The following is a 23,559-nucleotide window of genomic DNA, read 5'->3' as shown; positions in this document are numbered from 1 at the left end:
TCATGGCCCAGATCCGTCAACTGCGGCAGCAGATCCGGTCGGTGAAGTCCACCGCGAAGATCACGCGCGCCCAGGAGATGATCGCGACGTCGCGCATCGTGAAGGCGCAGGCGGCGGTGGCGGCGGCGAAGCCGTACGCCGACCAGATCGTCCGCGCCCTCACGGCGCTGGTCAGCCACGACGTCGGGATCGACCACCCGCTGCTCAACGAGCAGCCGGAGGACGTCCGCACGGCCGTTCTGATCATCACCAGCGACCGCGGGTTCGCGGGCGGTTACAACGCCAACGTGATCCGCGAGGCGGAGTCCCTGATCGCCAAGCTGCGCGCCGAGGGCAAGCAGCCGGTTCCGTACGTCGTCGGCAACAAGGGCGTCACCTGGTACCGCTTCCGGAACCGGGAGATGGGCGCTCAGTGGACCGGGTTCAGCGACCGTCCGTCCTTCGCCAACGCGGAGGGCATCGGACGGCGGCTGGCCGCGGACTTCCTGAAGACCGACGCTGAGGGCGGGGTCGGTGAGATCCACGTGGTCTACACCGAGTTCGTCTCGATGCTGACGCAGGCTGTCCAGGTCCGCCGGCTGATCCCGCTGGAGATCGAGGACACCACGGCCTCCGACGGCGGTACGCCCCCGGCGTACGAGTTCGAGCCGTCCGCCGCGGACGTGCTCGACCTGCTGCTGCCGAACTACATCGAGAGCCGCATCTTCCACATGATGCTGGAGTCGGCCGCGTCCGAGCACGCGGCCCGGCGGCGGGCGATGAAGTCGGCGACCGACAATGCGAACGAACTGATCGGTGTCTACACGCGCCAGATGAACCAGGTGCGACAGGCGGCGATCACCCAGGAAATCAGCGAGATCGTCGGTGGCGCTGACGCGCTCGCCGATTCTGGCGGGGAGTGAGAGAGTGACCGCACAGGTAGAGGAGACGACGACGGCCACCGGCCGCGTCACCCGGGTCATCGGCCCGGTCGTCGACGTGGAGTTCCCCGCCGACGCCGTGCCGGGTATCAACAACGCGCTGCACGCCGAGATCACCCTCGGCGGCGAGAGCAAGACGCTGACCTTCGAGGTCGCCCAGCAGCTCGGCGACAACGTGATCCGCGCGGTCTCGATGCAGCCGACCGACGGCCTCACCCGTGGCGCCGCGGTCGTCGACACCGGCGCCGCCATCTCGGTGCCCGTCGGTGACATCACCAAGGGCCACGTGTGGAACGCCCTGGGCGAGACCCTGGACGTCCCGACCGCGTCGCTGAACGTCACCGAGCGGTGGGAGATCCACCGCAAGCCCCCGGCGTTCGACCAGCTCGAGTCGCGGACCGAGATGCTGGAGACCGGCATCAAGGTCATCGACCTGCTGTCCCCGTACGTCAAGGGCGGCAAGATCGGTCTGTTCGGTGGCGCGGGTGTGGGCAAGACCGTCCTCATCCAGGAGATGATCCGCCGCGTCGCGCGCAACTTCGGTGGCACCTCGGTGTTCGCCGGTGTCGGTGAGCGTACGCGTGAGGGCAACGACCTCTGGGTCGAGATGGACGAGGCGGACGTCCTCAAGGACACCGCCCTGGTCTTCGGCCAGATGGACGAGCCGCCGGGCACGCGTATGCGCGTCGCCCTGTCGGGTCTGACGATGGCGGAGTACTTCCGCGACGTCCAGAAGCAGGACGTGATGTTGTTCATCGACAACATCTTCCGCTTCACGCAGGCCGGTTCCGAGGTCTCCACGCTGCTCGGCCGCATGCCGTCCGCGGTGGGCTACCAGCCCACGCTCGCGGACGAGATGGGCGAGCTGCAGGAGCGCATCACCTCGACCCGGGGTCACTCGATCACCTCGATGCAGGCGATCTACGTCCCCGCGGACGACATCACCGACCCGGCGCCGCACACCACGTTCGCGCACCTCGACGCGCGGACCGTGCTCTCGCGTGGCATCTCCGAGAAGGGCATCTTCCCGGCGGTGGACCCGCTGGACTCGTCCTCCCGGATCATGGACCCGCAGATCCTGGGCGCGGAGCACTACTCCGTCGCGCAGGAGGTCATCCGGATCCTGCAGAAGTACAAGGAACTCCAGGACATCATCGCGATCCTCGGTATCGACGAGCTGTCCGAGGAGGACAAGGTCACCGTCCAGCGGGCGCGGCGCATCGAGCGCTTCCTGTCGCACCCGATGTACGTGGCCGAGCAGTTCACCGGCCAGCCCGGTGTCACCGTGCCGAAGGACGAGACGATCGCCTCGTTCAAGGCGCTCTGCGAGGGCAAGTACGACCACATCCCCGAGCAGGCGTTCTTCATGTGCGGCGGCATCGAGGACGTGGAGAAGAAGGCCAAGGAGCTGGAGAAGTAGTCCGCTCCGCCGGACCGCGCCCGCCGGGCGCGGGCGCGGTCCGGTGGTCCGCTCCAGTTTTCGGAGGAATGATTCGTGGCAACCCTGAAGGTCGGGCTGGTCTCACCGGAGCGTGAGGTCTGGTCCGGCGAGGCCAAGATGGTGGTCGCGCAGACCATCGAGGGCCAGCTCGGCATCATGCCGGGTCACGCCCCGGTGCTGGGCGTCCTGCTGGACGGCAGCGTGGTGAAGATCGAGCCCGCCGACGGTGGCGAGTGGATCAGCGCCATGGTCGGCAGCGGGTTCTTCTCGATCGCCGACAACGAGGTGTCGGTCCTCGCGGAGCAGGCCGAGCTGGGCGCCGAGGTGGACGTCGCCGACGCCCGCCGGGCGCTGGACGAGGCGCTCACGACGGCGGGGGCGGGCGAGGACAGCACGGCCGAGCGCCGGGCACGCGCCCGGCTGCGCGCGGCGGGCGCGGAAGCCTAGCCGACGCGTTGGGCGGACACCTGGCTCTGGACGCGGGCACGGTGCTCGCCGCCGTCGTCCTGCTGGTCGCGCTGGTGTTCGGCGTGCTCACGCTTCGGCGCTGGCTGTTCGTCCGCGCGGGCGGGACGGTCGAGTGTTCGCTGCGCGAGCTGCGGGCGGGCGCGGACGGCGGGCCGGCGGGAGCCGGCGGCGAGTCCGCTGGCGCCCATGGTCCGTGGCGGCTCGGCTTCGGCCGGTACAAAGGCGACGTGCTCCAGTGGCACCGCGTGTTCGGTTTCAGGCGTAGGCCCCGGCAGGTGATTCACCGCCGGGGCCTTGTCGTCGCCGGACGCCGCGTCCCGCAGGGCGAGGAGGCGGCCGGGCTGCTGCCGGACGTGACGATCGTCGAGGTGCGGGACGGCGGGCGGCGGCTGGAGCTGGCGATGGGCGCGGCCGCGCTGACCGGTTTCCTGGCGTGGCTGGAGGCCGCGCCGCCCGGCTCACCAGTGGATTCGCCCGTGCGGGAGCCCTGAGCGGCTCGGCGGGGTGAGTATCGCCTTGGTCAAATATGTTGCCGACACTTGTCGTAATTGACCACTTTCGTTCATGATCTTGGCACCCCTGTTCGTCCCCCCTCGGGAGTTCATGTGCGTAAGTTCGCCATCGGTGCGGCCGCCGTGCTCGCCGCCACCGGTCTCGTGGTGCCGTCCGCCAACGCGGATCCGGCCCCGAAGGACCTCGCCAAACTGGTCACGGTCAAGGACATCAAGCGGCACCTGGAGAACCTCCAGACGATCGCCGACTACAACGGCGGCAACCGCGCCGCGGGTCAGGCCGGCTTCACCGTCACGTCCAAGTACGTCGTCAGTGAGCTGAAGAAGGCCGGGTACAAGCCCACCGTCCAGAACTTCGACTTCGACTACTACCAGGAGAAGTCCCCGGCGGTCTTCGGCCAGGTCGCGCCGAACCAGGCCGACTACAAGAACGGCGACGACTTCACCGCCTACCAGTACTCCGGGTCGGGCGACGTGACGGCGGAGGCCGCCGCGGTGGACACCCCGGCGCCGAACACCGACGGCGACTCGGGCTGCCAGACGGGCGACTTCGCGTCCTTCCCGAAGGGCGCGATCGCGCTGATCCAGCGCGGTGGCTGCGACTTCGCGGTGAAGGCGTCCAACGCCAAGGCGGCGGGCGCCGTCGCGGTCGTCATCTACCAGAAGCCGACCGTCGCGGACGGCCCGGTGGGCGGCACCCTCGGCGGCCCGGTCTCGGTCCCGGTCCTGGGCCCGAGCTACAAGGTCGGCTCCGACCTGGTGAAGCTCGCCAACGCGGGCGGCCTGAAGCTGCACGTCAAGACCGACACGCTCAACGAGAAGCGCACCACGAACAACGTCATCGCGGAGACCAGGTTCGGCCGCTCCGACAACGTCGTGGTCGTCGGCGCGCACCTGGACAGCGTGGAGGCGGGCCCCGGCGTCAACGACAACGGCTCGGGCACCTCGACCATCCTGACCATCGCGCAGAACATCTCCAAGCTGGGCAAGAAGGGCCTGCAGAACAAGGTCCGCTTCGCCTGGTGGGGCGCCGAGGAGGAGGGCCTGCTCGGAGCCGAGCACTACGTCACCACGCTGTCCGCCGCCGACAAGGCCAAGATCGCGCTCAACCTGAACTTCGACATGACCGCGTCCCCGAACGGCGTCCGCGGCGTCTACAACGGCTCGGATCCGACGGCCCCGCACGGCTCGGCCGCGATCCAGAAGGTCATCAACGACTACTACGGCAAGCGCAAGCTGCCGACCGTCCCGAGCGACTTCAACGGCCGCTCCGACTACGGACCCTTCCTCGATGCGGGCATCCCGGCCGGCGGCATCGACACCGGCGCCGAGGGCCTGAAGACCGCCGAGGAGGCCAAGGTGTTCGGCGGCAAGGCGGGCGAGCCGTACGACGCCTGCTACCACGCCAAGTGCGACCGCATCACCAACATCAACTGGAACCTGCTCGACACCAACGCCGACGGCGTCGCCTTCGCCGTCCAGTCGTTCGCCAAGAGCACCCTCCCGGTGAACGGTGAGGCCCTCCGCACCGGCCGCACCTTCGCCATGCCGGCGCCGACCGCTCCGATGTACCGCGGCGGCCACCTGGTTCGCTAAGCACCGGGTGACCTCGTCACCAGGCCCGGCCCCGGTGCGCTCCGCGCGCCGGGGCCGGGCTTTCGGGTTCTCAGGCGGAGGCGATGGTGACGTCGCCGGTGTCGGTCCGGGCCTCGATGCTGTGCGGGGAGTCGGACGAGGTCGGGACGGTGACCTGCTTCTTGCCCGTGTTGGTGTCGGCGGTGACGGCGTACCGTCCGGCGGCCGGGACGACGATCTTGATCCGGCCCGTGTTGGCGTGGGTGGTCACGTTGGCGGCGGCCGTGCCGAGGGTGAGGCGGATGTCGCCGGTGTCGGTGCGGGCGGTGAGGTGCCCGGACGCGGCGGGCCGCAGGGCGGTGCCGGTGATGCTGCCGGTGTTGGCACGGGCGGAGACCGAGCCGGTGAGGCCGGACAGGGTGATGCCGCCGGTGTCGGTGCGCAGCTCGGAGGTCAGGGCGCGGGGCACGGTGACGCGGTAGTCGACCTCGCAGGTGCGGCCGCTGAGGGAGATGGAGCCCGGGCAGGTGTAGGACACCTCGAGGACGCCGTTGTTCACCTGGTGCTGGGCCTTCGGGTGCCCGTTGTCGGTGAAGCGGAGGTTCTCGGTGACGCTGACGGCGCTGACGTCCGCGCCGACGACCTCGATCTTGCCGGTGTGGCCCGTGACCCGCAGGCCGGTCAGCTTCTGCGCCACGGTGTAGGAGCGCTGGTCCTTCTCCGTCTTGGCGAGGCCGAGGCTCGTGCCGCCGCAGGCCGACAGGGAGAGGACGCCCAGGAGGGCGGCGGCCGAAGTGAGGGTCTTCGCGGGCAGGCTCATCGTGGCGTCTTTTCGCTCGGAGGGGCGGACTCCTCTATTTTCGCGGTCCGACGCCGTGAAACACGAGGTGGAGGGCTACAGACTCGGGGGTGGGGTTAACCCCACCCCCAAGTTGTGCCGGGGTTTACTTCGTGCGCATGGTGTGTCGGGGGTCGGCCCGTGCGCGGGGTGGGTCAGCGTTCTCCGCCCGGCTTCCACTGGACGTCGCCGTGCTCGGCGTTCGCGACGCGGCCGAGGATGAACAGCAGGTCGGAGAGCCGGTTGAGGTACTTGGCGGTGAGCGGGTTGACGCCGTTCGCCGCCGCGTCCTCGGTGGGACGGCCCGACTCGTCCAGGGGGGACGAGCCGTGCGCCTCGATCGCGGCCCACGCGGTGCGCTCGGCGCGGCGGGTGACGGTGCGGGCGACGTGCAGGAGGGCTCCGCCGGGTGTTCCGCCGGGGAGGATGAAGCTGCGGAGGGGCTTCAGGTCGGCGTTGAACTCGTCGCAGAGGCCCTCCAGGCGCTCGACGTAGGACGCCTCGACGCGCAGCGGCGGGTACTCGGGGTCGGGTACGACGGGGGCGCACAGGTCGGCTCCGACGTCGAACAGGTCGTTCTGGACGCGGGTGAGGGCGGTGACGATGTCCTCGCCGAGGCCGCCCATCGTGACCGCGACGCCGATCGCGGCGTTCGCCTCGTCCACGTCGGCGTAGGCCGCGAGCCGGGGGTCGGTCTTGCGGGTGCGGGACATGTCGCCGAGCGCGGTGGTGCCGTCGTCGCCCGTCCGGGTGTAGATGCGCGACAGCACGACGGGGGTCTCCCTGTTCTTCGCCATACGCCGAGCCTATCCAGCGGGGCCCCGAGTCTGGTTCTGTAGGTTTTCACTTACTTGCCTGGTCTGACCCCTTGTGGAGGCGCCCGTGACGTACGACCACATCATCGTCGGCGCCGGGAGCGCGGGCTGCGTGCTCGCGCACCGGCTGAGCGAGGACCCGGGGACGCGGGTGCTGCTGCTGGAGGCCGGGCCGCCGGACGACGCCATGGAGATCCACGTCCCGGCGGCGATCGCTGCGCTGATGAAGGGCCCGCTCGACTGGGACTACTCGACCGTCCCGCAGGAGCACGCGGACGGGCGCAGCGTGTACTGGCCGCGCGGCCGGACGCTCGGCGGCTCGTCGTCCACGAACGCGATGATCTACATCCGCGGGCACCGGTACGACTACGACACCTGGCGCGACTCCTACGGCTGCGAGGGCTGGGGCTACGCCGACCTGCTGCCCTACTTCCGGCGGGCCGAGGATCAGGCGCGCGGAGAGTCGGAGTTCCACGGCGTCGGCGGGCCGCTGCACGTCGAGGACCGCCGGTACACGCACCCGCTCTCGCGCGCCTGGGTGAAGTCGGCGCGGGCGGCCGGGCTGGCGGAGAACCGCGACTTCAACGGCGCGGACCCGGACGGCGTCGGCTCCTACCAGGTCACGCACAAGCAGGGACGGCGCTGGTCCACGGCGGCCGGGTACCTGCGTCCCGTCCTGGAGCGTCCGAACCTGACGGTCGTCACGGACGCGCTGGTCACCTCCGTCGTCATCGAGGACGGACGGGCCGTCGGCGTGACCTACGAGCTGCGCGGGGAGACGGTCACGGCGCGCGCGGAGGGCGAGGTCGTGCTCTCCGGCGGCGCGGTGAACAGCCCGCAGCTGCTCATGCTGTCCGGCATCGGACCGGCCGACCACCTGCGCGAACACGGGATCGACGTGGTCGTGGACGCGCAGGTCGGCCAGGGCCTCCAGGACCATCCGTTCGTGAACGTCATGTTCGCGACGCCGCGTGTGAAGAGCCTGTTCGAGCTGCCGAGCCCGCTGAAGTTCGCGCAGTGGCAGGCGTTCGGGCGCGGGCCCTACGCGTCCAACGTGGCGGAGGTCGGCGGGTTCGCCCGGACCGTGGACGGCCTGCCCGCACCGGATCTGCAGTACCACGTGCTGCCCACGCCGTTCGTCGAGCAGGGCTTGGTGGAGTCGTCGGCGCGGCTGCTGTCGGTGTTCGTCACGGCCGTCGCGGTCGAGAGCCGCGGCGCGCTCACGCTGCGCTCGGCGTCGCCGTACGCCAAGCCGCTGATCGACCCGGCCTACCTGGCGGCCAAGGCGGATCTGGACGTTCTGGTCGCGGGCGTCCGGCAGGCCCGGGAGATCGCCGCGACCGGGCCGCTCGCGTCGCTGATCGCGGGGGAGCACACGCCGGGCGAGCAGGCCGCGGCGGACGAGGACGTCGAGGCGTTCGTCCGGCGCGACGTCGCGACGCTGTTCCACCCGACGAGCACGTGCGCGATGGGCGGGGACGCGTCGTCGGTGTGCGACCCGGAGCTGCGGGTGCGCGGCGTCGAGGGGCTGCGGGTGGTGGACGCGTCGGTCATGCCGTCCGTGCCGCGCGGCAACACCAACGCGCCGACGATCGCGGTCGCCGAGCGGGCCGCGGACCTGATCCGGGGACGTGAGCCGCTCGCTCCCGCATCGGTGTGAAAAGGGAGAGACCCTCACCACCGGAAGGTGGTGAGGGCCTCTTGTCGTCGGGACAGCCGTCCGGTTTCAGGGACGGCGGCCGCTTGGCTGCGGGGGTCACCGCTGACGCGCCTTCGCCTTGGCCTTCGCCGCGCGCTTGGTGGCCTTGGCCTCCGAGCGCCACGTCGCTACGCGCTGGGTGGCGATGCCCTGGGTGAACGAGTGGTGCAACATCTTCTGTCTCCTCATCTCCGCCGGCAGGTCCCTGCCGACATCTATAGATTCGCCCTAAGACCCCGGTGGCCACATGGGGATGACGCCTTATTCGGGCGTTCTGGGAACGTCCTAGTACGCGGCGCGTATTATCCAATCGTTCCCGCGACGGCCTAAGAGCCACCTACGAGCGACCTGAGGAGGCCGTTTTGACCGTTCCCTACCTGGACGGAGTGGCCGCGAGCACACCCGGCCGCACCTACAAACAGCGCGTCATCGACCTGCTCGCTTTGAGCCCCGGCATGGATGTGGCCGACCTCGGCTGCGGTCCCGGAACCGACCTCGCCGCGATGGCGGACGCCGTCGGCCCGGACGGGACGGTCGTCGGCGTCGACCGGGACGACGCCATGCTCGCGACCGCGCGCGAGCGGATGGCGGGCCGTCCGCACGTCTCGCTTCGCGCCGGTGACCTGCACGAACTTCCGCTGGACGACGCGAGCGCCGACCGCGCGCACACCGACCGGGTGCTGCAGCACGTGGCGGATCCGGCGCGGGCGCTCGCCGAGATCCGCCGCGTGCTGCGTCCGGGCGGACGCGTCGTCCTCGCCGAACCCGACTGGGACGCGCTGCTGATCGACACCGTGGACCCGTCCGTGAGCAGGGGATACGCCCGGTTCATCACCACCGAGGTCGTCCGGAACGCGACGATCGGACGGAGTCTCGCCCGCCTGTGCGGCGAGGCGGGGTTGTCCGTCGTCCACGTCGAGGCGTCCGTGGCGGTGTTCCGGGACGTCGAGACGGCGGAGAAGATCCTCGGCGTCCGGCGCAACCTCGCGCGGGCCGTCCGGGCGGGGTACCTGGACGCGGAGCCGGACCTGTCCGGGCCGTTCCTCGCGTCCGCGCAGATCTTCCTCACCGTCGCCGAGCGTCAGGACGGCTGAGGCGCCGTCTCGCGTTCGACCTGCGGGTTCGCGGGCGCCGGCGCGGGCCGTCCGGGGAGCAGGACGGTCGTCGCCGCGGCGAGGAGCAGGCCGCCCGCGAGCAGCCACGCGCCGTGATGGACGCCCGGGACCGTGCCGCCCGACCGCTGCATGATGACCGCGACGGCCGCGATCCCCAGCGATCCGCCGAGCTGGTTCAGCATGTACAGCGCCGAGCTGCCCTGCGCGACGAGCTCGGGCGGCAGCGTCCGGTAGAGGGCGCCCATCGTCGGCGCGGACATGAAGCCCATGCCGAGCCCGGCGGCGAATGCCGCGAGCGCGCTCCACACCTCGGGCGTCCGGGCGCCGAGCCACGCCATCGGCAGGAGGCTCGCGGCCGCGAACAGCGCGCCGCAGCGGGCGAGGACGCGTGACCCGATGCGGTCGGAGAGCCGTCCGGCGACCGGCATCGCCAGCGACGCGCCGAGGCCCATCGGCGCGACCAGCAGGCCCGCGACGCGCGCGCCGTGCCCGTGCGCCTGCTGGTAGTAGAGCGGCAGCAGGAACAGCATCCCGAACGTCACGATGCCCGACAGTGCCATGATCCCGACGCTCGCGCTGAACGACGAGCGGCTGAAGAGCCGCAGGTCGAGCAGGGGAGGGGTGCTCCGGACGGTCACCGCGCGCACGCCGTACCCGGCCAGCAGGACGGCCCCGATCGCGAACGGTGTCCAGGCGTCGGCTCCACTGGCGACGCGTGACAACCCGATCAGGACGGCCGCGAACCCCGGGCCGAGCAGGACGAGTCCGGGCACGTCGAGCCGCTGCGCCGGGCCGTCCGGCTCCTCACGCGGGACGATCCGGAGCGCGAGCGCGAACGCCGCCACGCCGATCGGCAGGTTGACCAGGAACATCCAGCGCCAGCCGAGACCGTCCAGGACCAGGCCGCCGAGGGCCGGGCCGAGGACGGGCCCGAGCGGCAGCACCACGCCCATGATCCCCATGACCCGTCCGGCCCGGGCGGGCCCGGCGCCGCGCGCGAGGATCACCATGACGAGCGGGTCGAGGATCCCCGCGCCCACCCCCTGGACGATCCGGAACGCCACGAGCTGCTCCAGGTTCCCGGCCGACGCGCAGGCCAGCGATCCGCCCACGAACAGCACAAGTCCGACAAGCCAGGGCCGCCGCGTGCCGAACCGTCCGGCGGCCCACGCGGTCACCGGGACGGTCACCGTGAGCGCCAGCAGGTAGCCGGTCGAGATCCAGCCCACGGCGCTCAGCGAGGTGCCGAACTCGCCGACGAGGCGGTCGGCCGCGACCGAGACCATCGTGGCGTCCAGGATCCCCATGATCCCGCCGAGCAGCACCACGGCGATCAGCCGCCGCAGCGCCGGATCGAACGCATCTGTATTCATCAGACTCCTTAACTAGACTGGCTAGTCCAACATAGGAGTCCGTGAAGTCATGGACAAGGTGGTTTGAATTACTGGACCAGTGAGTTCAAGTCGGGAATACGGCCGGTACACTGCGCGGCATGGAGGCGACGACGGCGGCGACGCGAGGCCGCATCGACAAGCGGCGGGCGATCCTCGACGCCGCGTTCGCGGTGATCGGCCGCGAGGGGTACGCACAGGCGGGCGTGGACGTCATCGCCGCCGAGGCGGGTGTCGCCAAGGCCACCGTCTACAACCACTTCGCCGACAAGGAGGCCCTGCTCCGCGCGTCCTTCGCGGCGCAGGCCGAGCGCGTGCTGGCCGCCAACCTCGCCGCGCTGGAGCACCTCGCGGACGCGGGCGACGACCTGCGCGACCAGCTGGAGGACGTCGGCTTCCGGCTGCTCGAGTGCTACTGCGACGAACGGTCCTGGGCCGTCCGGCGCATCCTGATGGCCGAGGGCAACCGGTTCCCCGACCTGCTGGACGCCGCGCAGAGCGGCGTCGCCGACCGCGTCCTGCGGACCCTCGCCGACCGGTTCGCCCGCCTCGCCCTCGCCGGACGGCTGAGCCTGACCGACCCCGAGCTCGCCGCCGAGCAGTTCTCGGCGCTGCTGGGCGGCCCCATGGAGCAGCGCGCCCGCCTCGGCACCCGCACCGTCCCGGACGGCGAGCTGAGGACCGTCGCGCGCGGGGCCGTCGACACCTTCCTCAAGGCGTTCGGACCGGCCGCGGCTTCCTGACTAGCGCGGCTCCAGGCCGTCCCTGACCAGCCGTAGGAGCCGGCGCGCGTCGGACGCGTTCCCGGCCGTCATCGCGCCCCCGCTGACCAGCGCCAGCAGGTCGGCGGTCGCGACGCCGTCCCGGAGCGTCCCGGCCTTTCGCGCCCGGACGGCCAGCGCGTCCGCCGCCTCGTTCAGCGTGGTGTGCCATTCGTGGAAGAGCCGCGAACGCCGTCCGTCCGGGGTCTCGGTGATGGCCAGCGCGAGATCGCGCTTGGTCGCCACGTGCGCGACGAACTCGTCCAGCCACACGTAGAGCGCCTCGCCGGACGGCGTCGACGCCAACTCGCGGCCCAGGCGCCGAAGCTCCTCGATCTCGTCGGTGTACACCGCGATGAGCAGGTCCTCCCGCGTGGGGAAGTTGCGGTACAGCGTCGCGTTCCCGACCCCGGCCCGCTTCGCGACCTCGTCGAGCGGCACGTCCGGCCCGCGTTCGTCGAACAGCTCCTTGGCCGTCGCCAGCAGCAACGCGGCGTTGCGGGCGGCGTCGGCGCGCGGACGGCGAGGAGGCATCGGCGGGATCCCTTGTGTGTCGAGGACGTTCTCCGTAGCCTAGCGCCTTAAGTGGGGAGTTCCCCGTTTTAAGGAGCGAAGCATGACACCGGACGACCGCGCCGCCATCACCGACCTGATCTCCATGCACGGGCACCTGTGCGACGACGGAGAACTCGACCGCTTCCACGAGGTCTTCACGGACGACATCGTCTACGACGTCTCCGACATGGGCTTCGGGCAGCTCCATGGCCTGGTCGCCCTCAGGTCGGCCGCCGAGATCCTCGGCGACGACAACCCGGTGGGCCACCACATCACCAACGTCGTCCTCGCGGACGTGGCGGAAGACGAGGTCCACGCCCGATCCAAGGCCATCGGCATCCAGGCGGACGGCACGGCGGCCAGCGCCGTCTACCAGGACGTCGTCAAGCGAGGGCCCGAGGGCTGGCGCATCGCGCACCGCACCATCCAGGCCCGCAGGAAACCCCTCGGCGCCCGCTGAACGGGGACGTCAGCGCTTGTAGCGCTTGCCGTGGATCATGGTGACGAGCTGCAGGATCTGCGCCATCTGCTTCTCGGTGCGGTCGAAGGTCGTCAGGTTCGTCGGGAGGGCGAAGCGCTGCCGCGTGATGGCCTTGGGACGGGCGAACTCGCGGAGTCCGTCGGCGCCGTGGATGCGTCCGAAGCCGGACTCGCCGACGCCGCCGAAGGGCAGGGCGGCGACCATCGCGAACGCGGCGAAGGCGTTGATGGACGTCATCCCCGAGCGCATGCGGCGGGCGGCCTCCATCGCGCGGCCCTTGTCGCTGGAGAAGATCGAGCCCGCGAGGCCGTAGCTCGTCGCGTTGGCCTTTTCGACGGCCTCGTCCAGGTCGCGGACGCGGTGGACGGTGATGGTCGGCCCGAAGGTCTCCTCGCGGACAGCGGCCGAGTCGTCCGGGACGTCCGTCAGGACAACCGGTTCGACGTACGGCTTGCGGACGGACTCGGGCCCGCCCACGACCGCCTTGCCGCCCTTGTCCAGCGCGTCCTTGATGTGCCGTTCGATGATGTCGAGCTGGGACGGCATGGTGATCGGCCCGTAGGCGGCCTCGCGGTCGAAGCCCGGACGGAGCTTGGCGGCGCGCTCGGTCAGCTTGGCGAGGAAGGCGTCGTAGGCGTCGTCCACGACGTAGACGCGCTCGACGCCGATGCAGGTCTGGCCCGCGTTCGCCATCGCGCCCCACAGCGCCGAGTCGGCGGCGGCCTCGAGGTCGGCGCCGGAATCGACGATGCAGGCGTCCTTGCCGCCGCACTCGGCGACGATCGGGGTGAGGTTCTCGGCGCAGGCGGCCATGACCTTCTTGGCCGTCGGGCCCGAGCCGGTGAACGCGACCTTGTCGACGTCCGGGGACGACGCGAGCGCGCCGCCGGTCGCGCCGAAGCCGGTGACCACCTGGAACACCGGGCGCTCCGGGATCACCGTGGTGAACAGCTCGGCCAGCAGGACGCCGACGCCGGGCGTGTACTCCGACGGTTTGAACACCACGGCGTTGCCCGCCGCGAGCGAGTAGGCGATCGAGCCCATCGGAGTGAAGATCGGGTAGTTCCAGGGGCCGATCACGCCGACGACGCCGAGCGGCTGGTACTCCAGGACGGCCTTCTGGTTCAGCGACAGGACGCCTGGGAACACCGTGCGCGGTCCGAGCACCTTGGCGGCGTGCCGGGCGGCCCAGTCCAGGTGCGAGATCGCCATGATGGTCTCGAGCTGGGCGTCCTGGAGGGTCTTGCCGGTCTCCTGGTGGATGAGCTCGGCCATCCGGTTCAGGTTGCGGGTGAGCGCGCCCTTGACGTTCAGCAGCCGGACGCGCCGCTCCTTCCACCCCAGTTCGCCCCACCAGGCGGCGGCGTCACGGGCCTTGGACACGGCCTCCGCGACGGCCGCGGCGTCGTGCACGGGATGCTCGGCGACCACCTCCCCTGTGGCCGGGTTCAGCGAGGGGAAGGTCGTGCTCTCCGTGGCGACGGACATGGGCTGCCTCCGGGGGACTCAACCGGGTAAGTGGCCACTTGCCTGGTACCGGCTAGTAAATCACCTTACGGCGTCGTCCGGGATCCAGCTCCCGTGGAAGCCGGCGGGGACGCGTCGCGGCAGCTCGACCCGGGCCCGCTCGGACAGATCGCCCGCGTTCAGCACCAGCAGCCGCGAGCCCGCGGTGTCGGAGGCGATGGTCAGCAGCCACCCGTCGTCCTCGGACCGGGCGTCCGCCGAAGGGACGAACACCGCCTCGCCGACATGCCCCCCGAAGTCGCGCTCGGCCGCCGTTCCGGCGTGCAGGTCGTACTTGACCAGCGCGGATCCGGCGACGGTGTAGAGGAAGCGGTGAGGGAGGCCGGTGCGGCCGTCGTCGAGGGTGGGGAACTCGACGTTCCGGTCGTCCAGCGGCTCCTCGGACGCGCGTCCGGTCGCCGGGTCGAGCGTCCAGCGGTGCAGACGGGACGCGCCCAGCTCCGCCGCCGCGGAAGCCGGGTCGGGCGCCCCGCCGATGCCGCCCCACAACGCGGTGATGTCGGCGTCGCGGTAGCGCGCACCTGTGAGAACGACGCCCCCGCGTTCGTTCTCACAGGCGTTGCCGACGTGGAACACGTAGCAGGGGTCGACGTCGAACCAGCGCACCGGCCCGCCGCCCTCGCGCGGCATGATGCCGATCCGCGCGCCGTAGGCGTCGTCCCAGCGGAACGGCATCCCGGCGCGTCCGGCGAGCTCCAGGTCGAACACCATCGGCAGGTCGAGCCAGACGACATGGTTCTCGGTGATGGCGAAGTCGTGCATCATCGTCGGCCCCGGCACCTCGACCTCGCGGCTCTCGACGAGCTTCCCGTCCGCCGACAGCCGGTGGTAGGTCAGGTACGGCGGGACGAACCCGTAGCCGAAGAACAGCAGGTCGCCGGTGCGCGGGTCGCGCTTGGGATGCGCCGTCATCGCCGTCGTGAGCAGCCCGCCGAAGTCGCACGGCCCGACCGTGTCCAGCTCGGGCGTCAGCACGTAGGGGAGGCCCACCTCGACCAGCGCGTACACCGTCCCGTCGTGCGCGATCACGTGGGTGTTCGCCTGGACGGCGGTGAGGTCGAAGACGCCGCCGTCACTGACGAACTGCGCCTCGCCCGTGAACCGGTTCGTCCGGACCCAGCGGTTGCGGTACCACTCGGCGCGTCCGTCCCGCAGCCGGATCCCGTGCACCATGCCGTGCCCGGTGAACCAGTGCCCGCTCGGCTCGCCCGGCTTCGGGTTCGGCCCGTTGCGCAGGTAGCGGCCGTTCAGTTCGGCGGGCAGGGAGCCCGTGACGGGCAGGTCGTGCGCGGTGGTCTCGTCCGGGACGGGCGCGCGGTGGCCTTCGAGCCAGAGCTGCATGGTGGTCGCCTTACGGGATCGCGGGTCGGATCGGGACGCGGGTCAGGCGGCGGAGTGCTCGGCGCCGTGCGCCTCGTCGATGCCGTGCTCCGCGAAGTACCGCTTGCGCGCGACCTCCGGGTACCAGCGGGTGAACCAGACCGGGACCACGAAGCAGGCGACCTTCACGCCGATCAGCAGCGCGGTCTGGTGCGGCGCGAAGTGCTGCACGACGCCGAGGCAGACGGCCGAGACGGTGAACGCGGTGGCCCAGGCGCTGGTCAGGACGACGCCGATCCGGTGGAACAGCGCGGTCGCGGCGATCTCCTCCGACACCTGGCGGCGGGCGATGCCCTCGGTGAACGGCATGCCGGCGGCGATCGTGCCCCACGCGGTCAGTCCGAGCCAGCCGATCGACAGGGACGCGCCGTAGTGGACGATCGCCGCGTGCGGCTGGGCGAACACCAGCCCGGTGAAGCCGGCCAGGAAGGCCGCCGTGGAGATCTCCAGGAGCAGGCCGTCCCAGCGGCGTCCGCGGCGCAGGTCGGCGGCCAGCAGGACCAGTGCCACGGCGAGGCCCGCCGCCGCTCCGGCCTGGGGGTTGAAGCCGCTCACCACGGCCAGGACGATCCAGGGCAGGAACGTGAGTCCGTAGTACTTCGCCATCGTGCGCCGCCTTCCGGCTGCTCGGGAGGATGTGTCTGTTTTGACATGTCGAACTTAGACCTTCTACTTCTGACATGTCAACACCGACGTGTATGGTCAGGAACATGAGCCTTCGACACGCCGCGCTGGGACTGCTGGTCGAGATGGACGGGGCCAGCGGCTATGACCTGCTCAAAATGTTCGAGATCACGATGAACAACGTCTGGCAGGCCACGCAGAGCCAGCTCTACGGGGAGCTGAACAAGCTCACCGCGGACGGGTTCATCGAGGTCGCGAGCGAGGGGCCCCGCGGGCGCAAAGAGTACCGCGTCACGGACGAGGGTCGCGCTGAGCTGCGGCGTTGGCTCCTGGAGGTCCCGCCGAAGGTCGTCCGGCGGGACGAGATCCTGCTGCGGCTGTTCTTCCTCGGCCAGGTCGAGCCGGACGAGGCCGCCGCGTTCGTCCGCGCGCAGGCCGCCACGCTGGACGACCGCCTCACCGCGCTCGGCGACCTCGAGGGGAACATCGAATGGGGTGACGAGAACCTGTCGTTCTACGGCCGCCTCGCGATGGAGTACGGCAAGCGGTTCATGGCCATGCGGCGCGATTGGTACGACTGGGTCCTCGAGGAGCTGGCCGAGCGCGGCGCCCCGGAGAAGTAGGGCTCCAAAGAGGTATGGCCGGTCCCGAGTACGGGAACCGGCCGTCGAGCGACTGCCGCGCGGCCCGGGAAGGGCCGTGCGGTGGCGGCTCAGGTGAAGCGGTGGAGTGTCAGGCGAAGTGGCCGGCGTTGTCGGCCACCCACTCCGAGAACGAGCGCGGCGGACGTCCGGTGATGCGCTCGACCTCGGGCGAGACGTCGTCGGCACGGCCCACGCACTTCTCCCAGAGGTTCAGCAGCGAGTCCGCGATCGCGGGCGTCATGTACCCGCCGCCGAGCATCGCGGCGCGCGCCTCCTCGCGGGAGAGCTCCTCGTAGCGGACGTCCTTGCCGATGACCTCGCCGATCAGCCGGGCCTGGTCGGTGAACGTCAGCGACTCGGGCCCGGACAGCACCGGGCGCGTCCCGACGAGGTCGTCCCGGGTCAGCATGGCGGCGGAGACGGCGGCGATGTCGCGCTCGTGGATGGGCGCGGTCTGCGCCTCCGCGTACGGGCCGGTCACGACGCCCGTGGCGCGGATCTGCTCGGCCCAGTTCGCGGCGTTGGCGGCGAACGCGCCGGGCCGCGGGAACGCCCACTCCAGCCCGGACGCCTCGATCTCCTGCTCCTTGGCCAGGTGGAGCTCGCCGATCGGGTTGCCCGGTCCGGCGCCCAGCGTGGACGACGACGACAGCATGACCACGCGCCGGACGCCGTGCTCGCGGCAGCGGTCGAGCAGGTCGCCGAACCCGCCGTAGAACACCGCCGGGTTGACGAAGACGGCGCTGACGCCGTCCAGCGGGAAGTCCTGGGTGGCGGCGACCTCGACGCCGGTGGGGAAGCGGGCGGACGCGGGATCACGGGTCAGCGCGCGCACCTTGTGCCCCGCGCTGGCCAGCTCGGCGACCAGGTGGCGGCCGACGTTGCCGGTGGCCCCGGTGATCAGGAACATGGCGGATCTCCTCGAAAGGTCTCAGTTCATCCGTTCGGTTGAACACGTCCATGTTCATCCGACGGGATGAACTTGTCAACCAACTAGATAGTTGAAGCCCTGGACTACCATGTGGCCATGAAGGACGCAGGAGACGACGCCCGGACGGACGCGCGAGAGGACACCGGAGACGGCGCGGCGACGGGCGGCGGGAGGCGTCGGCGCGCACCGCGCGAAGGAGGCCGCCGCGCGCCGCGTGAGGGGGAGCGCAAGCTCGACGCCGAGCGGTCCAAGCGGCTGCTGCTGGACGCCGCGCTCGACGAGTTCTCCGCCAAGGGGTACGCGGGCGCGCGGATTCAGGACATCGCCGACCGCGCGGGAGTGAACAAGCAGCTCATCAGCTACTACTACGGCGGCAAGGCCGGGTTGTACGCGGAGATCGGCTGCATCTGGAACGAGATCGAGGCCCGGTTCGCCACCCCGGACGTCCCCCTGCCGGACCTGATCGTCCGGTACCTGGAGCACTCCATGAACGAGCCGCGCGCCACCCGGCTGAACGCGTGGATGGGCCTGACCGGCGACACCACCGGACTGCCGGGCGGACGCGAGGACATGACCGACATGCGCCGCCGCCAGGCCGAGGGCGAGCTCGCCGCCGACCTCGACCCCGAGATGGTCATGCTGATCATGATGGCCGCGGTCGCCATCCCGACGACGATGCCGAACCTCGTCCGGTACGTGTCCGGGATGGACGCCACCTCACCCGAGTTCCGCGCCCGCTACGCCGACCAGCTGCGCCGCGTCGTCGCGCACCTCGCGGAACCCGCCGCCGACGACGGGGACGACGCCGCCGACGAGGACGACGCCGACGGGGAGACGGCCTAGAAGCTCAGGCCCTTCCAGAACTGGAACACCGCGTGCCCGATCTGGATGATCGGCTCGTTCAGCCCGATCGTGTTCGTGATGTGCGTGACCAGGCCGAAGAACGCGCGGTTGATCGGACCGACCCACAGCAGCGCGATGACCAGCAGGAACATGTAGCCGCCGTACGCGCTCACCTGGTTCACCCAGCGCGGCGGCAGGTACGGCTCGACGATCCCGAAGCCGTCCAGCCCCGGGATCGGCAGCAGGTTCAGCAGCGCGGCCGTGACCTGCAGGAACGCCAGGAACGCGACGCCCGACCAGAAGATCCCGTGGTCGCCGCTCGCGAAGTTCCGGTAGACCACGGCGAGCATGATCGCGAGCAGCACGTTGCTCAGCGGCCCCGCCGCCGAGACCAGGCTGTGCCGCCACTTGCCCTGGATCCGCGACCGGTCGATCCAGACCGCGCCGCCCGGCAGGCCGATGCCGCCGAGCAGGATGAACAGGACCGGGATCGCGAAGCTCAGGATCGGGTCGGTGTAGCGCGCCGGGTTCAGCGTCAGGTACCCGCGCGTCGCGACGCTGTGGTCGCCCGCCCGGTAGGCCAGGTAGGCGTGCCCGAACTCGTGCAGGCACAGCGACAGCACCCAGCCCGCGATCACGAACCCGAACACCGCGATCCGGCCCGGCTCGAAGCTGTTGTGCAGCAGGTTCATCGTGATCTCGCCGTACCGCCAGGCGATCAGCCCGCACAGCACCGTGATCCCGCAGATCGCCAGGAACACCGGGCTCGGACGCACCGCTCCCCGGTCCCGCATCTGGTGCACCGAGCCCATTGTCCGCCGTCCTCCCCGCCTAGTCCCGACGGCTTTGACGGTATCGCGTCCGAACGGGTGCCCTGTGTCGTGCGCCGATGCCGTCAGGACGCCGCGATGGCCGGGACCGCGTAGGTGCGGAGGAAGGCCCGGGTGGCCTCCTCGCTCCGGTCCCGGTCCATCACGATCAGCGATGTGATCAGCCGGAACAGGAACTCGACCGCGCCCTCGACGTCGATGCCCGCCCGGACGAGCCGCCGCCGCTGGGCCGCCTCGAAGTGCGGCCGGACGTAGTCCGCGCACACCGCGAGCACCTGCTCGCCCGCGCCCGCGACCGCCGCCTGCATGTGCCCCGCCGCCTCCGGCACCAGCAGCCGCGCGATCGTCGGCTCGGCCCGGACGAACGCCACCGCCGACAGCGTCCCCTCGACGACCGCGTCCGAGACCGACCGCTCCCGGCTCAGCCGCTCCGCCAGGACGTCCAGGAACCGTCGCAGGCTGCGCAGCACGACCGCGAGGATCAGCTCGTCCCGGCCGCCGGTCACCGCCCGGTAGACCGTGGCCCGCGACAGCCCCGCCGCCGCGGCGATGTCCTCCACCGTCGTCTTCGCGACGCCGAACCGCCGGAAGCACTCCTCGGCGGCGTCGATGATCCGCTCGCGCGCGCGGTCGGCGGCCGCCGGAACCCCAGGGGACATGTCCGAAGCGTACGGCCTCCCCACCCCCGGGCGCCGCCCCCGGAAACGCCACGGCCCGCACGCCGTGACGTGCGGGCCGTGGCACCACGATCAGCTCAGGGTGTAATCGAGATCCCACTCGTGCGAGCCGTCGGGGCGGGCGGTGATCCGTCCCTCACCCCGGATGCCCTCGAGCTCCCCGGTCCCGGACGTCGGGACGATCAGCCAGCGCAGCCACTGCGCCCCGTCGTCGCTGCCCGCGCTGTGCTGCAGCACGAACGAGCCCTCCCGGCCGTGCAGGATCCCCTCCACGGTCTCCACGCCGACGTACGCCGCGGGCCCGCCCGCCGTCTCCACCGTGATCAGGTCGGTGACGCTCGTCCCGACCAGATCGCCGTGGAAGGTCTTGCGCACCCGGACCTTGGTGAGTTTCCGGTCGCCCCGCTCGTCGTAGGGCTTCTCGTCGTCCCACGCGTCGATGTCGAAGGTGCCGGCGGCGATAGCGTTCATGAGCTCATGATGGCTCAGAACAGGGTGCCCTCGTGTTCGATGCCGCGCAGCGCGTCGTAGTCGAGCGTCACGCAGTCGATCCCGCGGTCGGTCGCGAGCACCCGCGCCTGCGGCCTGATCTCCTGCGCGGCGAAGACCCCGCGCACGGGCGCGAGCAGCGGATCCCGGTTCAGCAGCTCCAGGTACCGCGTGAGCTGCTCCACCCCGTCGATCTCGCCGCGCCGCTTGATCTCCACCGCGACCGTCGCGCCGCCCGCGTCCCGGCACAGGATGTCCACGGGCCCGATCGCGGTCGGGTACTCCCGCCGGACGAGCGAGTACCCGTCCCCGAGCGTCCCGATGTGCTCGGCGAGCAGCTCCTGCAGGTGCGCCTCGACCCCGTCCTTGACCAGGCCCGGATCCGGGCCCAGCTCGTGCCCGTGGTCGAGCAGCACCTCCTCGATCGTGAGGATGAGCCGCTCACCCGACTTGGTGTGGGTGACCGTCCACTTCGCGACGGCGCCGTTCTCCTCGAACGGCTCCTCCCGCAGCGAGCACGGCGGATTCATCCAGTTCAACGGCTTGTAGGCACGGTCGTCGGCGTGAATGGACACGCTTCCGTCCGCCTTCACCATGATCAGCCGGACGGCGGAGGGCAGATGGGCGGTGAGCTTGCCGGCGTAGTCCACGCTGCACCGGGCGATAACGAGACGCACGTCGGCCGAGCTTAGTGACCCAGCCGACCCCCCGCGCCCGAATGCCCTGCCTAAGACGTCCAGGAGGGGGACTTAGGGCGTTGTGCCGATGTCCGAGGTGGGGGCTTAGGGCGAATCTCGAGGGTGTCGGGGCCAGGAGGTCCGGCGCTGAGGGAGGGTTTCGGATGTTCCACAACGACGTGATCTACGCGGTGATGCGGGAGCGGGCTCGGGAGCGTCAGGAGTTCGCGCGGGAGCAGCGGGACGGCGTGGACGCGAAGAAGGCGGCTGAGCGCCGGGACCAGGAGGCCCTGCTGGTGGCGGCCCCCTGGCGTCCGCGGCGGCGACACACGGCGCACGCGCGGTGAGGGGCCGCGCACGGGTGGGGGCGCAGGATCAGCGGCGGGACGGGCCCGGCCGCGGCGGGTGCCGAAGCGGACGCCCCCGTCCCGGAGGTCCGGGGCGTCTGGGACACTGCCGTCCATGAGTGAGGGTTCGTTCAGCAGGGTCGGAGTCGTCGGTCTCGGCACCATGGGTGCGGGCATCGCGGAGGTGCTGGCGCGCGGCGGCCTCGCCGTCGTCGGCGTCGAGATCAACCAGGACGCGCTGGAGCGCGGGCGCGGGCATCTGGAGAAGTCCACCGGACGGGCGGTGAAGCGCGGCAGGCTGACCGAGGACGGGCAGCGGGAGATCCTCGACCGGATCCGGCTGACCACCGACTTCGGTGATCTCGCGGAGTGCGACCTGGTCGTGGAGGCCGTGCCGGAGCGGCTCGACCTGAAGCACAAGGTGTTCGCCGAGCTGGACAAGGTCGTCCGGGACGACGCGATCCTCGCGACCAACACCTCCTCGCTGTCGGTGACCGCGATCGCCGCCGCGACGAGCCGTCCGGCCAAGGTCGTCGGGGTGCACTTCTTCAACCCCGCGCCGGTCATGAAGCTGGTCGAGGTGATCGGCACCGTCCTGACCGAGGACGGCGCGGTGGACCGCGTCGCCGCCCTGGTCAAGGACCTCGGCAAGACCCCGGTCGTGATCGGCGACCGCGCCGGGTTCGTCGCGAACCGGCTGCTGTTCGGCTACCTCAACGACGCCGCGTACATGCTGGAGACCAAGCACGCGACGCGGGACGACATCGACGTCGCGATGAAGGCGGGCGGCGGCCTGCCGATGGGCCCGTTCACCCTGATGGACCTGATCGGCCTGGACACCTGCCTGGAGGTCCTGGAGGCGATCCACGCCGAGACCCGTGACCGCCGTCACGCGCCCGCGCCGGTGCTGCGCGAGCTGGTCACCGCCGGGCTGCTCGGCCGCAAGACCGGCCGCGGCTTCTACGCCTACGACGCCGCCCAGGACGACGCCCCCGCGCAGGACGCCCCGGTGCCGTCCGTCGCGATCGTCGGGGACGAGGCGCTGTCCCGCGCGTTCGCCGCCGCCGCGTCCGCCGTCGGCGCCCCGACCGCCAAGATCGAGGCCGCCGACCTGATCGTGGCGTCCGGCGAGGACGCCGACGTGGCGTCCATCGAGAGCCGGGCGAAGCAGGGCGCGGTCGTCCTCAGCGACGGCGGCCTCACCGGCGGCGGCGCGCTCGCCGCGCACAAGCCCGAGAAGGACCGTCCGCTCGTCGAGATCGGCCTCACCCCGAACACCCCGTCCGCCGCCGCGGACCGCGCCGCCGAGCTCGTCTCCGCCCTCGGCCTCACCCCGGTCCGCTGCAGGGCCCGCCGCGGCTACATCGTGGACGCGCTGCGCTTCCCGTACATCAACGACGCCGTCGCCATGCTGGACGCCGGGTACGCCGACGCCGACGCGATCGACGCCGCGATGACCCTGGGCTGCGGCTACCCGGCCGGCCCGATCGCCGAGATCGACCGCCTCGGCATCGGCCGCGCCCTCGACCAGCTCGAATACGACCCGGAGGAGGCGAACTCCGCCGTCTCCGACCGCCTCCGCGAGCAGTGGGACCTCGGGCTCAGGTTCCGCTGATCTTCAGGATTCGGGCGCGGACGGGAGGCACCCCGTCCGCGCCTTTATCCTTGATCTCATGAGCCCCCGGAAAAATCGCCGCAATCCGCCCGGCAAGCGGGGTGCCGGCGGCGGGGGCGGCGGGTCCTGGGTGGACGAGACCGAGGACGCCCCGGACGGCGAGTGGCACGTCCGGACGATCGCCGGCGCGAACGCGGTCAAGGCCTACCGCTGCCCCGGCTGCGACCAGCTCATCCCGGCCGGAGTCGGGCACATCGTGGCGTGGCCCGCCGACCGGGGCGGCGCGGACGACCGCCGCCACTGGCATCGTCCCTGCTGGCAGGCCCGGACGCGCCGCGCGCCCAACGTGGTCCGCTCCCGCAACGCCCCCCGTTACTGATCACCTCCCCGGCCCCGCCGTCCAC

Annotated in this window: 26 protein-coding genes; 14 read left to right on the top strand and 12 right to left on the bottom strand. The window is 71.2% G+C overall.

The genetic code is table 11. The annotated features are described in order from the left end of the window. Positions 1-2: 2 nt before the first annotated feature. The 5 genes from AB0L06_RS21725 (at position 3) to AB0L06_RS21705 (ending at position 4,937) form a co-directional block, all read left to right on the top strand. Positions 3-902 (top strand): F0F1 ATP synthase subunit gamma, encoded by a 900-nt coding sequence (locus tag AB0L06_RS21725; protein WP_500232862.1) that lies wholly within the window; start codon positions 3-5, stop codon positions 900-902. A 4-nt stretch (positions 903-906) separates the two neighbouring features. Next, positions 907-2,340 (top strand): F0F1 ATP synthase subunit beta, encoded by a 1,434-nt coding sequence (atpD, locus tag AB0L06_RS21720; protein ID WP_500232861.1) that lies wholly within the window; start codon positions 907-909, stop codon positions 2,338-2,340. Positions 2,341-2,415: 75 nt separating this feature from the next. Then, complete coding sequence (locus tag AB0L06_RS21715) at positions 2,416-2,808, top strand: F0F1 ATP synthase subunit epsilon (RefSeq protein ID WP_500232860.1); 393 nt, start codon at positions 2,416-2,418, stop codon at positions 2,806-2,808. Positions 2,809-2,816: 8 nt separating this feature from the next. Further along, entirely contained in the window at positions 2,817-3,320 is a 504-nt protein-coding gene (locus tag AB0L06_RS21710) for a DUF2550 domain-containing protein (protein WP_500232859.1), read from the top strand. Positions 3,321-3,434: 114 nt separating this feature from the next. After that, the gene (locus AB0L06_RS21705; protein WP_500232858.1) at positions 3,435-4,937 is read left to right on the top strand and encodes a M28 family peptidase; all 1,503 of its coding nucleotides are present in this window, start codon (positions 3,435-3,437) and stop codon (positions 4,935-4,937) included. A gap of 70 nt (positions 4,938-5,007) precedes the next feature. On the opposite strand, the gene AB0L06_RS21700 is transcribed toward AB0L06_RS21705, so the two are convergent. Next, the gene (locus AB0L06_RS21700) at positions 5,008-5,736 is read right to left on the bottom strand and encodes a DUF4097 family beta strand repeat-containing protein (protein WP_500232857.1); all 729 of its coding nucleotides are present in this window, start codon (positions 5,734-5,736) and stop codon (positions 5,008-5,010) included. Positions 5,737-5,909: 173 nt separating this feature from the next. Beyond that, the gene (locus AB0L06_RS21695) at positions 5,910-6,551 is read right to left on the bottom strand and encodes a cob(I)yrinic acid a,c-diamide adenosyltransferase (protein WP_500232856.1); all 642 of its coding nucleotides are present in this window, start codon (positions 6,549-6,551) and stop codon (positions 5,910-5,912) included. Positions 6,552-6,636: 85 nt separating this feature from the next. On the opposite strand from AB0L06_RS21695, the gene AB0L06_RS21690 reads away from it, so the two are divergent. Beyond that, complete coding sequence (locus AB0L06_RS21690) at positions 6,637-8,229, top strand: GMC family oxidoreductase (RefSeq protein ID WP_500232855.1); 1,593 nt, start codon at positions 6,637-6,639, stop codon at positions 8,227-8,229. A 401-nt stretch (positions 8,230-8,630) separates the two neighbouring features. Beyond that, entirely contained in the window at positions 8,631-9,362 is a 732-nt protein-coding gene (locus AB0L06_RS21685) for a methyltransferase domain-containing protein (RefSeq protein WP_500232854.1), read from the top strand. On the opposite strand, the gene AB0L06_RS21680 is transcribed toward AB0L06_RS21685, so the two are convergent. After that, positions 9,350-10,756, bottom strand: a complete 1,407-nt coding sequence (locus AB0L06_RS21680) for a DHA2 family efflux MFS transporter permease subunit (RefSeq protein ID WP_500232853.1) — start codon at positions 10,754-10,756, stop codon at positions 9,350-9,352. The two genes, AB0L06_RS21685 and AB0L06_RS21680, sit on opposite strands and share 13 nt — an antisense overlap. A 119-nt stretch (positions 10,757-10,875) precedes the next feature. On the opposite strand from AB0L06_RS21680, the gene AB0L06_RS21675 reads away from it, so the two are divergent. Continuing rightward, a complete protein-coding gene (locus AB0L06_RS21675; protein ID WP_500232852.1) occupies positions 10,876-11,517 on the top strand; it encodes a TetR/AcrR family transcriptional regulator in 642 nt (213 codons plus the stop codon). Here the strand turns inward: AB0L06_RS21675 and AB0L06_RS21670 are convergent, their stop codons facing one another. Beyond that, the gene (locus tag AB0L06_RS21670) at positions 11,518-12,069 is read right to left on the bottom strand and encodes a TetR/AcrR family transcriptional regulator (RefSeq protein WP_500232851.1); all 552 of its coding nucleotides are present in this window, start codon (positions 12,067-12,069) and stop codon (positions 11,518-11,520) included. It lies immediately after the preceding gene. A gap of 82 nt (positions 12,070-12,151) precedes the next feature. Here AB0L06_RS21670 and AB0L06_RS21665 point away from each other — a divergent pair, with 82 nt between their 5' ends. Then, positions 12,152-12,550, top strand: a complete 399-nt coding sequence (locus AB0L06_RS21665) for a nuclear transport factor 2 family protein (protein WP_500232850.1) — start codon at positions 12,152-12,154, stop codon at positions 12,548-12,550. 9 nt (positions 12,551-12,559) lie between these two features. Here the strand turns inward: AB0L06_RS21665 and AB0L06_RS21660 are convergent, their stop codons facing one another. From AB0L06_RS21660 to AB0L06_RS21650, 3 genes are read right to left on the bottom strand one after another with little or no spacing between them, the layout of a single operon-like run. Next, positions 12,560-14,059 (bottom strand): aldehyde dehydrogenase family protein, encoded by a 1,500-nt coding sequence (locus tag AB0L06_RS21660; protein ID WP_500232849.1) that lies wholly within the window; start codon positions 14,057-14,059, stop codon positions 12,560-12,562. Between the two features lie 60 nt (positions 14,060-14,119). Then, positions 14,120-15,439: a carotenoid oxygenase family protein gene (locus tag AB0L06_RS21655; protein ID WP_500232848.1), complete on the bottom strand. Its 1,320-nt coding sequence runs from the start codon at positions 15,437-15,439 to the stop codon at positions 14,120-14,122. Positions 15,440-15,481: 42 nt separating this feature from the next. Then, positions 15,482-16,084: a hypothetical protein gene (locus AB0L06_RS21650; RefSeq protein WP_500232847.1), complete on the bottom strand. Its 603-nt coding sequence runs from the start codon at positions 16,082-16,084 to the stop codon at positions 15,482-15,484. A gap of 104 nt (positions 16,085-16,188) precedes the next feature. Between AB0L06_RS21650 and AB0L06_RS21645 the strand changes: the two genes are divergently transcribed. Then, the gene (locus tag AB0L06_RS21645; protein ID WP_500232846.1) at positions 16,189-16,725 is read left to right on the top strand and encodes a PadR family transcriptional regulator; all 537 of its coding nucleotides are present in this window, start codon (positions 16,189-16,191) and stop codon (positions 16,723-16,725) included. 109 nt (positions 16,726-16,834) lie between these two features. On the opposite strand, the gene AB0L06_RS21640 is transcribed toward AB0L06_RS21645, so the two are convergent. Next, positions 16,835-17,656, bottom strand: coding sequence for an NAD(P)H-binding protein (locus AB0L06_RS21640; protein WP_500232845.1), 822 nt, complete (start codon positions 17,654-17,656; stop codon positions 16,835-16,837). Positions 17,657-17,773: 117 nt separating this feature from the next. On the opposite strand from AB0L06_RS21640, the gene AB0L06_RS21635 reads away from it, so the two are divergent. Next, the gene (locus AB0L06_RS21635) at positions 17,774-18,520 is read left to right on the top strand and encodes a TetR family transcriptional regulator (protein ID WP_500232844.1); all 747 of its coding nucleotides are present in this window, start codon (positions 17,774-17,776) and stop codon (positions 18,518-18,520) included. On the opposite strand, the gene AB0L06_RS21630 is transcribed toward AB0L06_RS21635, so the two are convergent. The 4 genes from AB0L06_RS21630 to nucS form a co-directional block, all read right to left on the bottom strand. Beyond that, the gene (locus AB0L06_RS21630; RefSeq protein ID WP_500232905.1) at positions 18,517-19,314 is read right to left on the bottom strand and encodes a site-2 protease family protein; all 798 of its coding nucleotides are present in this window, start codon (positions 19,312-19,314) and stop codon (positions 18,517-18,519) included. The genes AB0L06_RS21635 and AB0L06_RS21630 overlap by 4 nt on opposite strands. A gap of 101 nt (positions 19,315-19,415) precedes the next feature. Beyond that, on the bottom strand, positions 19,416-20,009 hold the full coding sequence (locus tag AB0L06_RS21625) for a TetR/AcrR family transcriptional regulator (protein WP_500232843.1): 594 nt from the start codon (positions 20,007-20,009) through the stop codon (positions 19,416-19,418). Positions 20,010-20,099: 90 nt separating this feature from the next. Further along, complete coding sequence (locus tag AB0L06_RS21620) at positions 20,100-20,498, bottom strand: DUF3224 domain-containing protein (protein ID WP_500232842.1); 399 nt, start codon at positions 20,496-20,498, stop codon at positions 20,100-20,102. Positions 20,499-20,512: 14 nt separating this feature from the next. Further along, the gene (nucS, locus tag AB0L06_RS21615) at positions 20,513-21,193 is read right to left on the bottom strand and encodes an endonuclease NucS (protein ID WP_500232841.1); all 681 of its coding nucleotides are present in this window, start codon (positions 21,191-21,193) and stop codon (positions 20,513-20,515) included. A 164-nt stretch (positions 21,194-21,357) separates the two neighbouring features. On the opposite strand from nucS, the gene AB0L06_RS21610 reads away from it, so the two are divergent. From AB0L06_RS21610 to AB0L06_RS21600, 3 genes are all read left to right on the top strand, one after another. Then, on the top strand, positions 21,358-21,540 hold the full coding sequence (locus tag AB0L06_RS21610) for a hypothetical protein (RefSeq protein WP_500232840.1): 183 nt from the start codon (positions 21,358-21,360) through the stop codon (positions 21,538-21,540). 115 nt (positions 21,541-21,655) lie between these two features. Beyond that, positions 21,656-23,155 carry a 3-hydroxyacyl-CoA dehydrogenase family protein gene (locus AB0L06_RS21605; RefSeq protein ID WP_500232839.1) on the top strand — a complete coding sequence of 500 codons (1,500 nt, stop codon included), beginning with the start codon at positions 21,656-21,658 and terminating at the stop codon, positions 23,153-23,155. A gap of 58 nt (positions 23,156-23,213) precedes the next feature. Next, entirely contained in the window at positions 23,214-23,534 is a 321-nt protein-coding gene (locus AB0L06_RS21600) for an Rv1322 family protein (protein ID WP_500232838.1), read from the top strand. The last annotated feature ends 25 nt before the right edge of the window (positions 23,535-23,559 follow it).

Source organism: Spirillospora sp. NPDC052269, from assembly GCF_040679435.1.
Lineage (GTDB): Bacteria > Actinomycetota > Actinomycetes > Streptosporangiales > Streptosporangiaceae > Spirillospora.
This window is presented reverse-complemented; position numbering and strand designations above follow the sequence as displayed.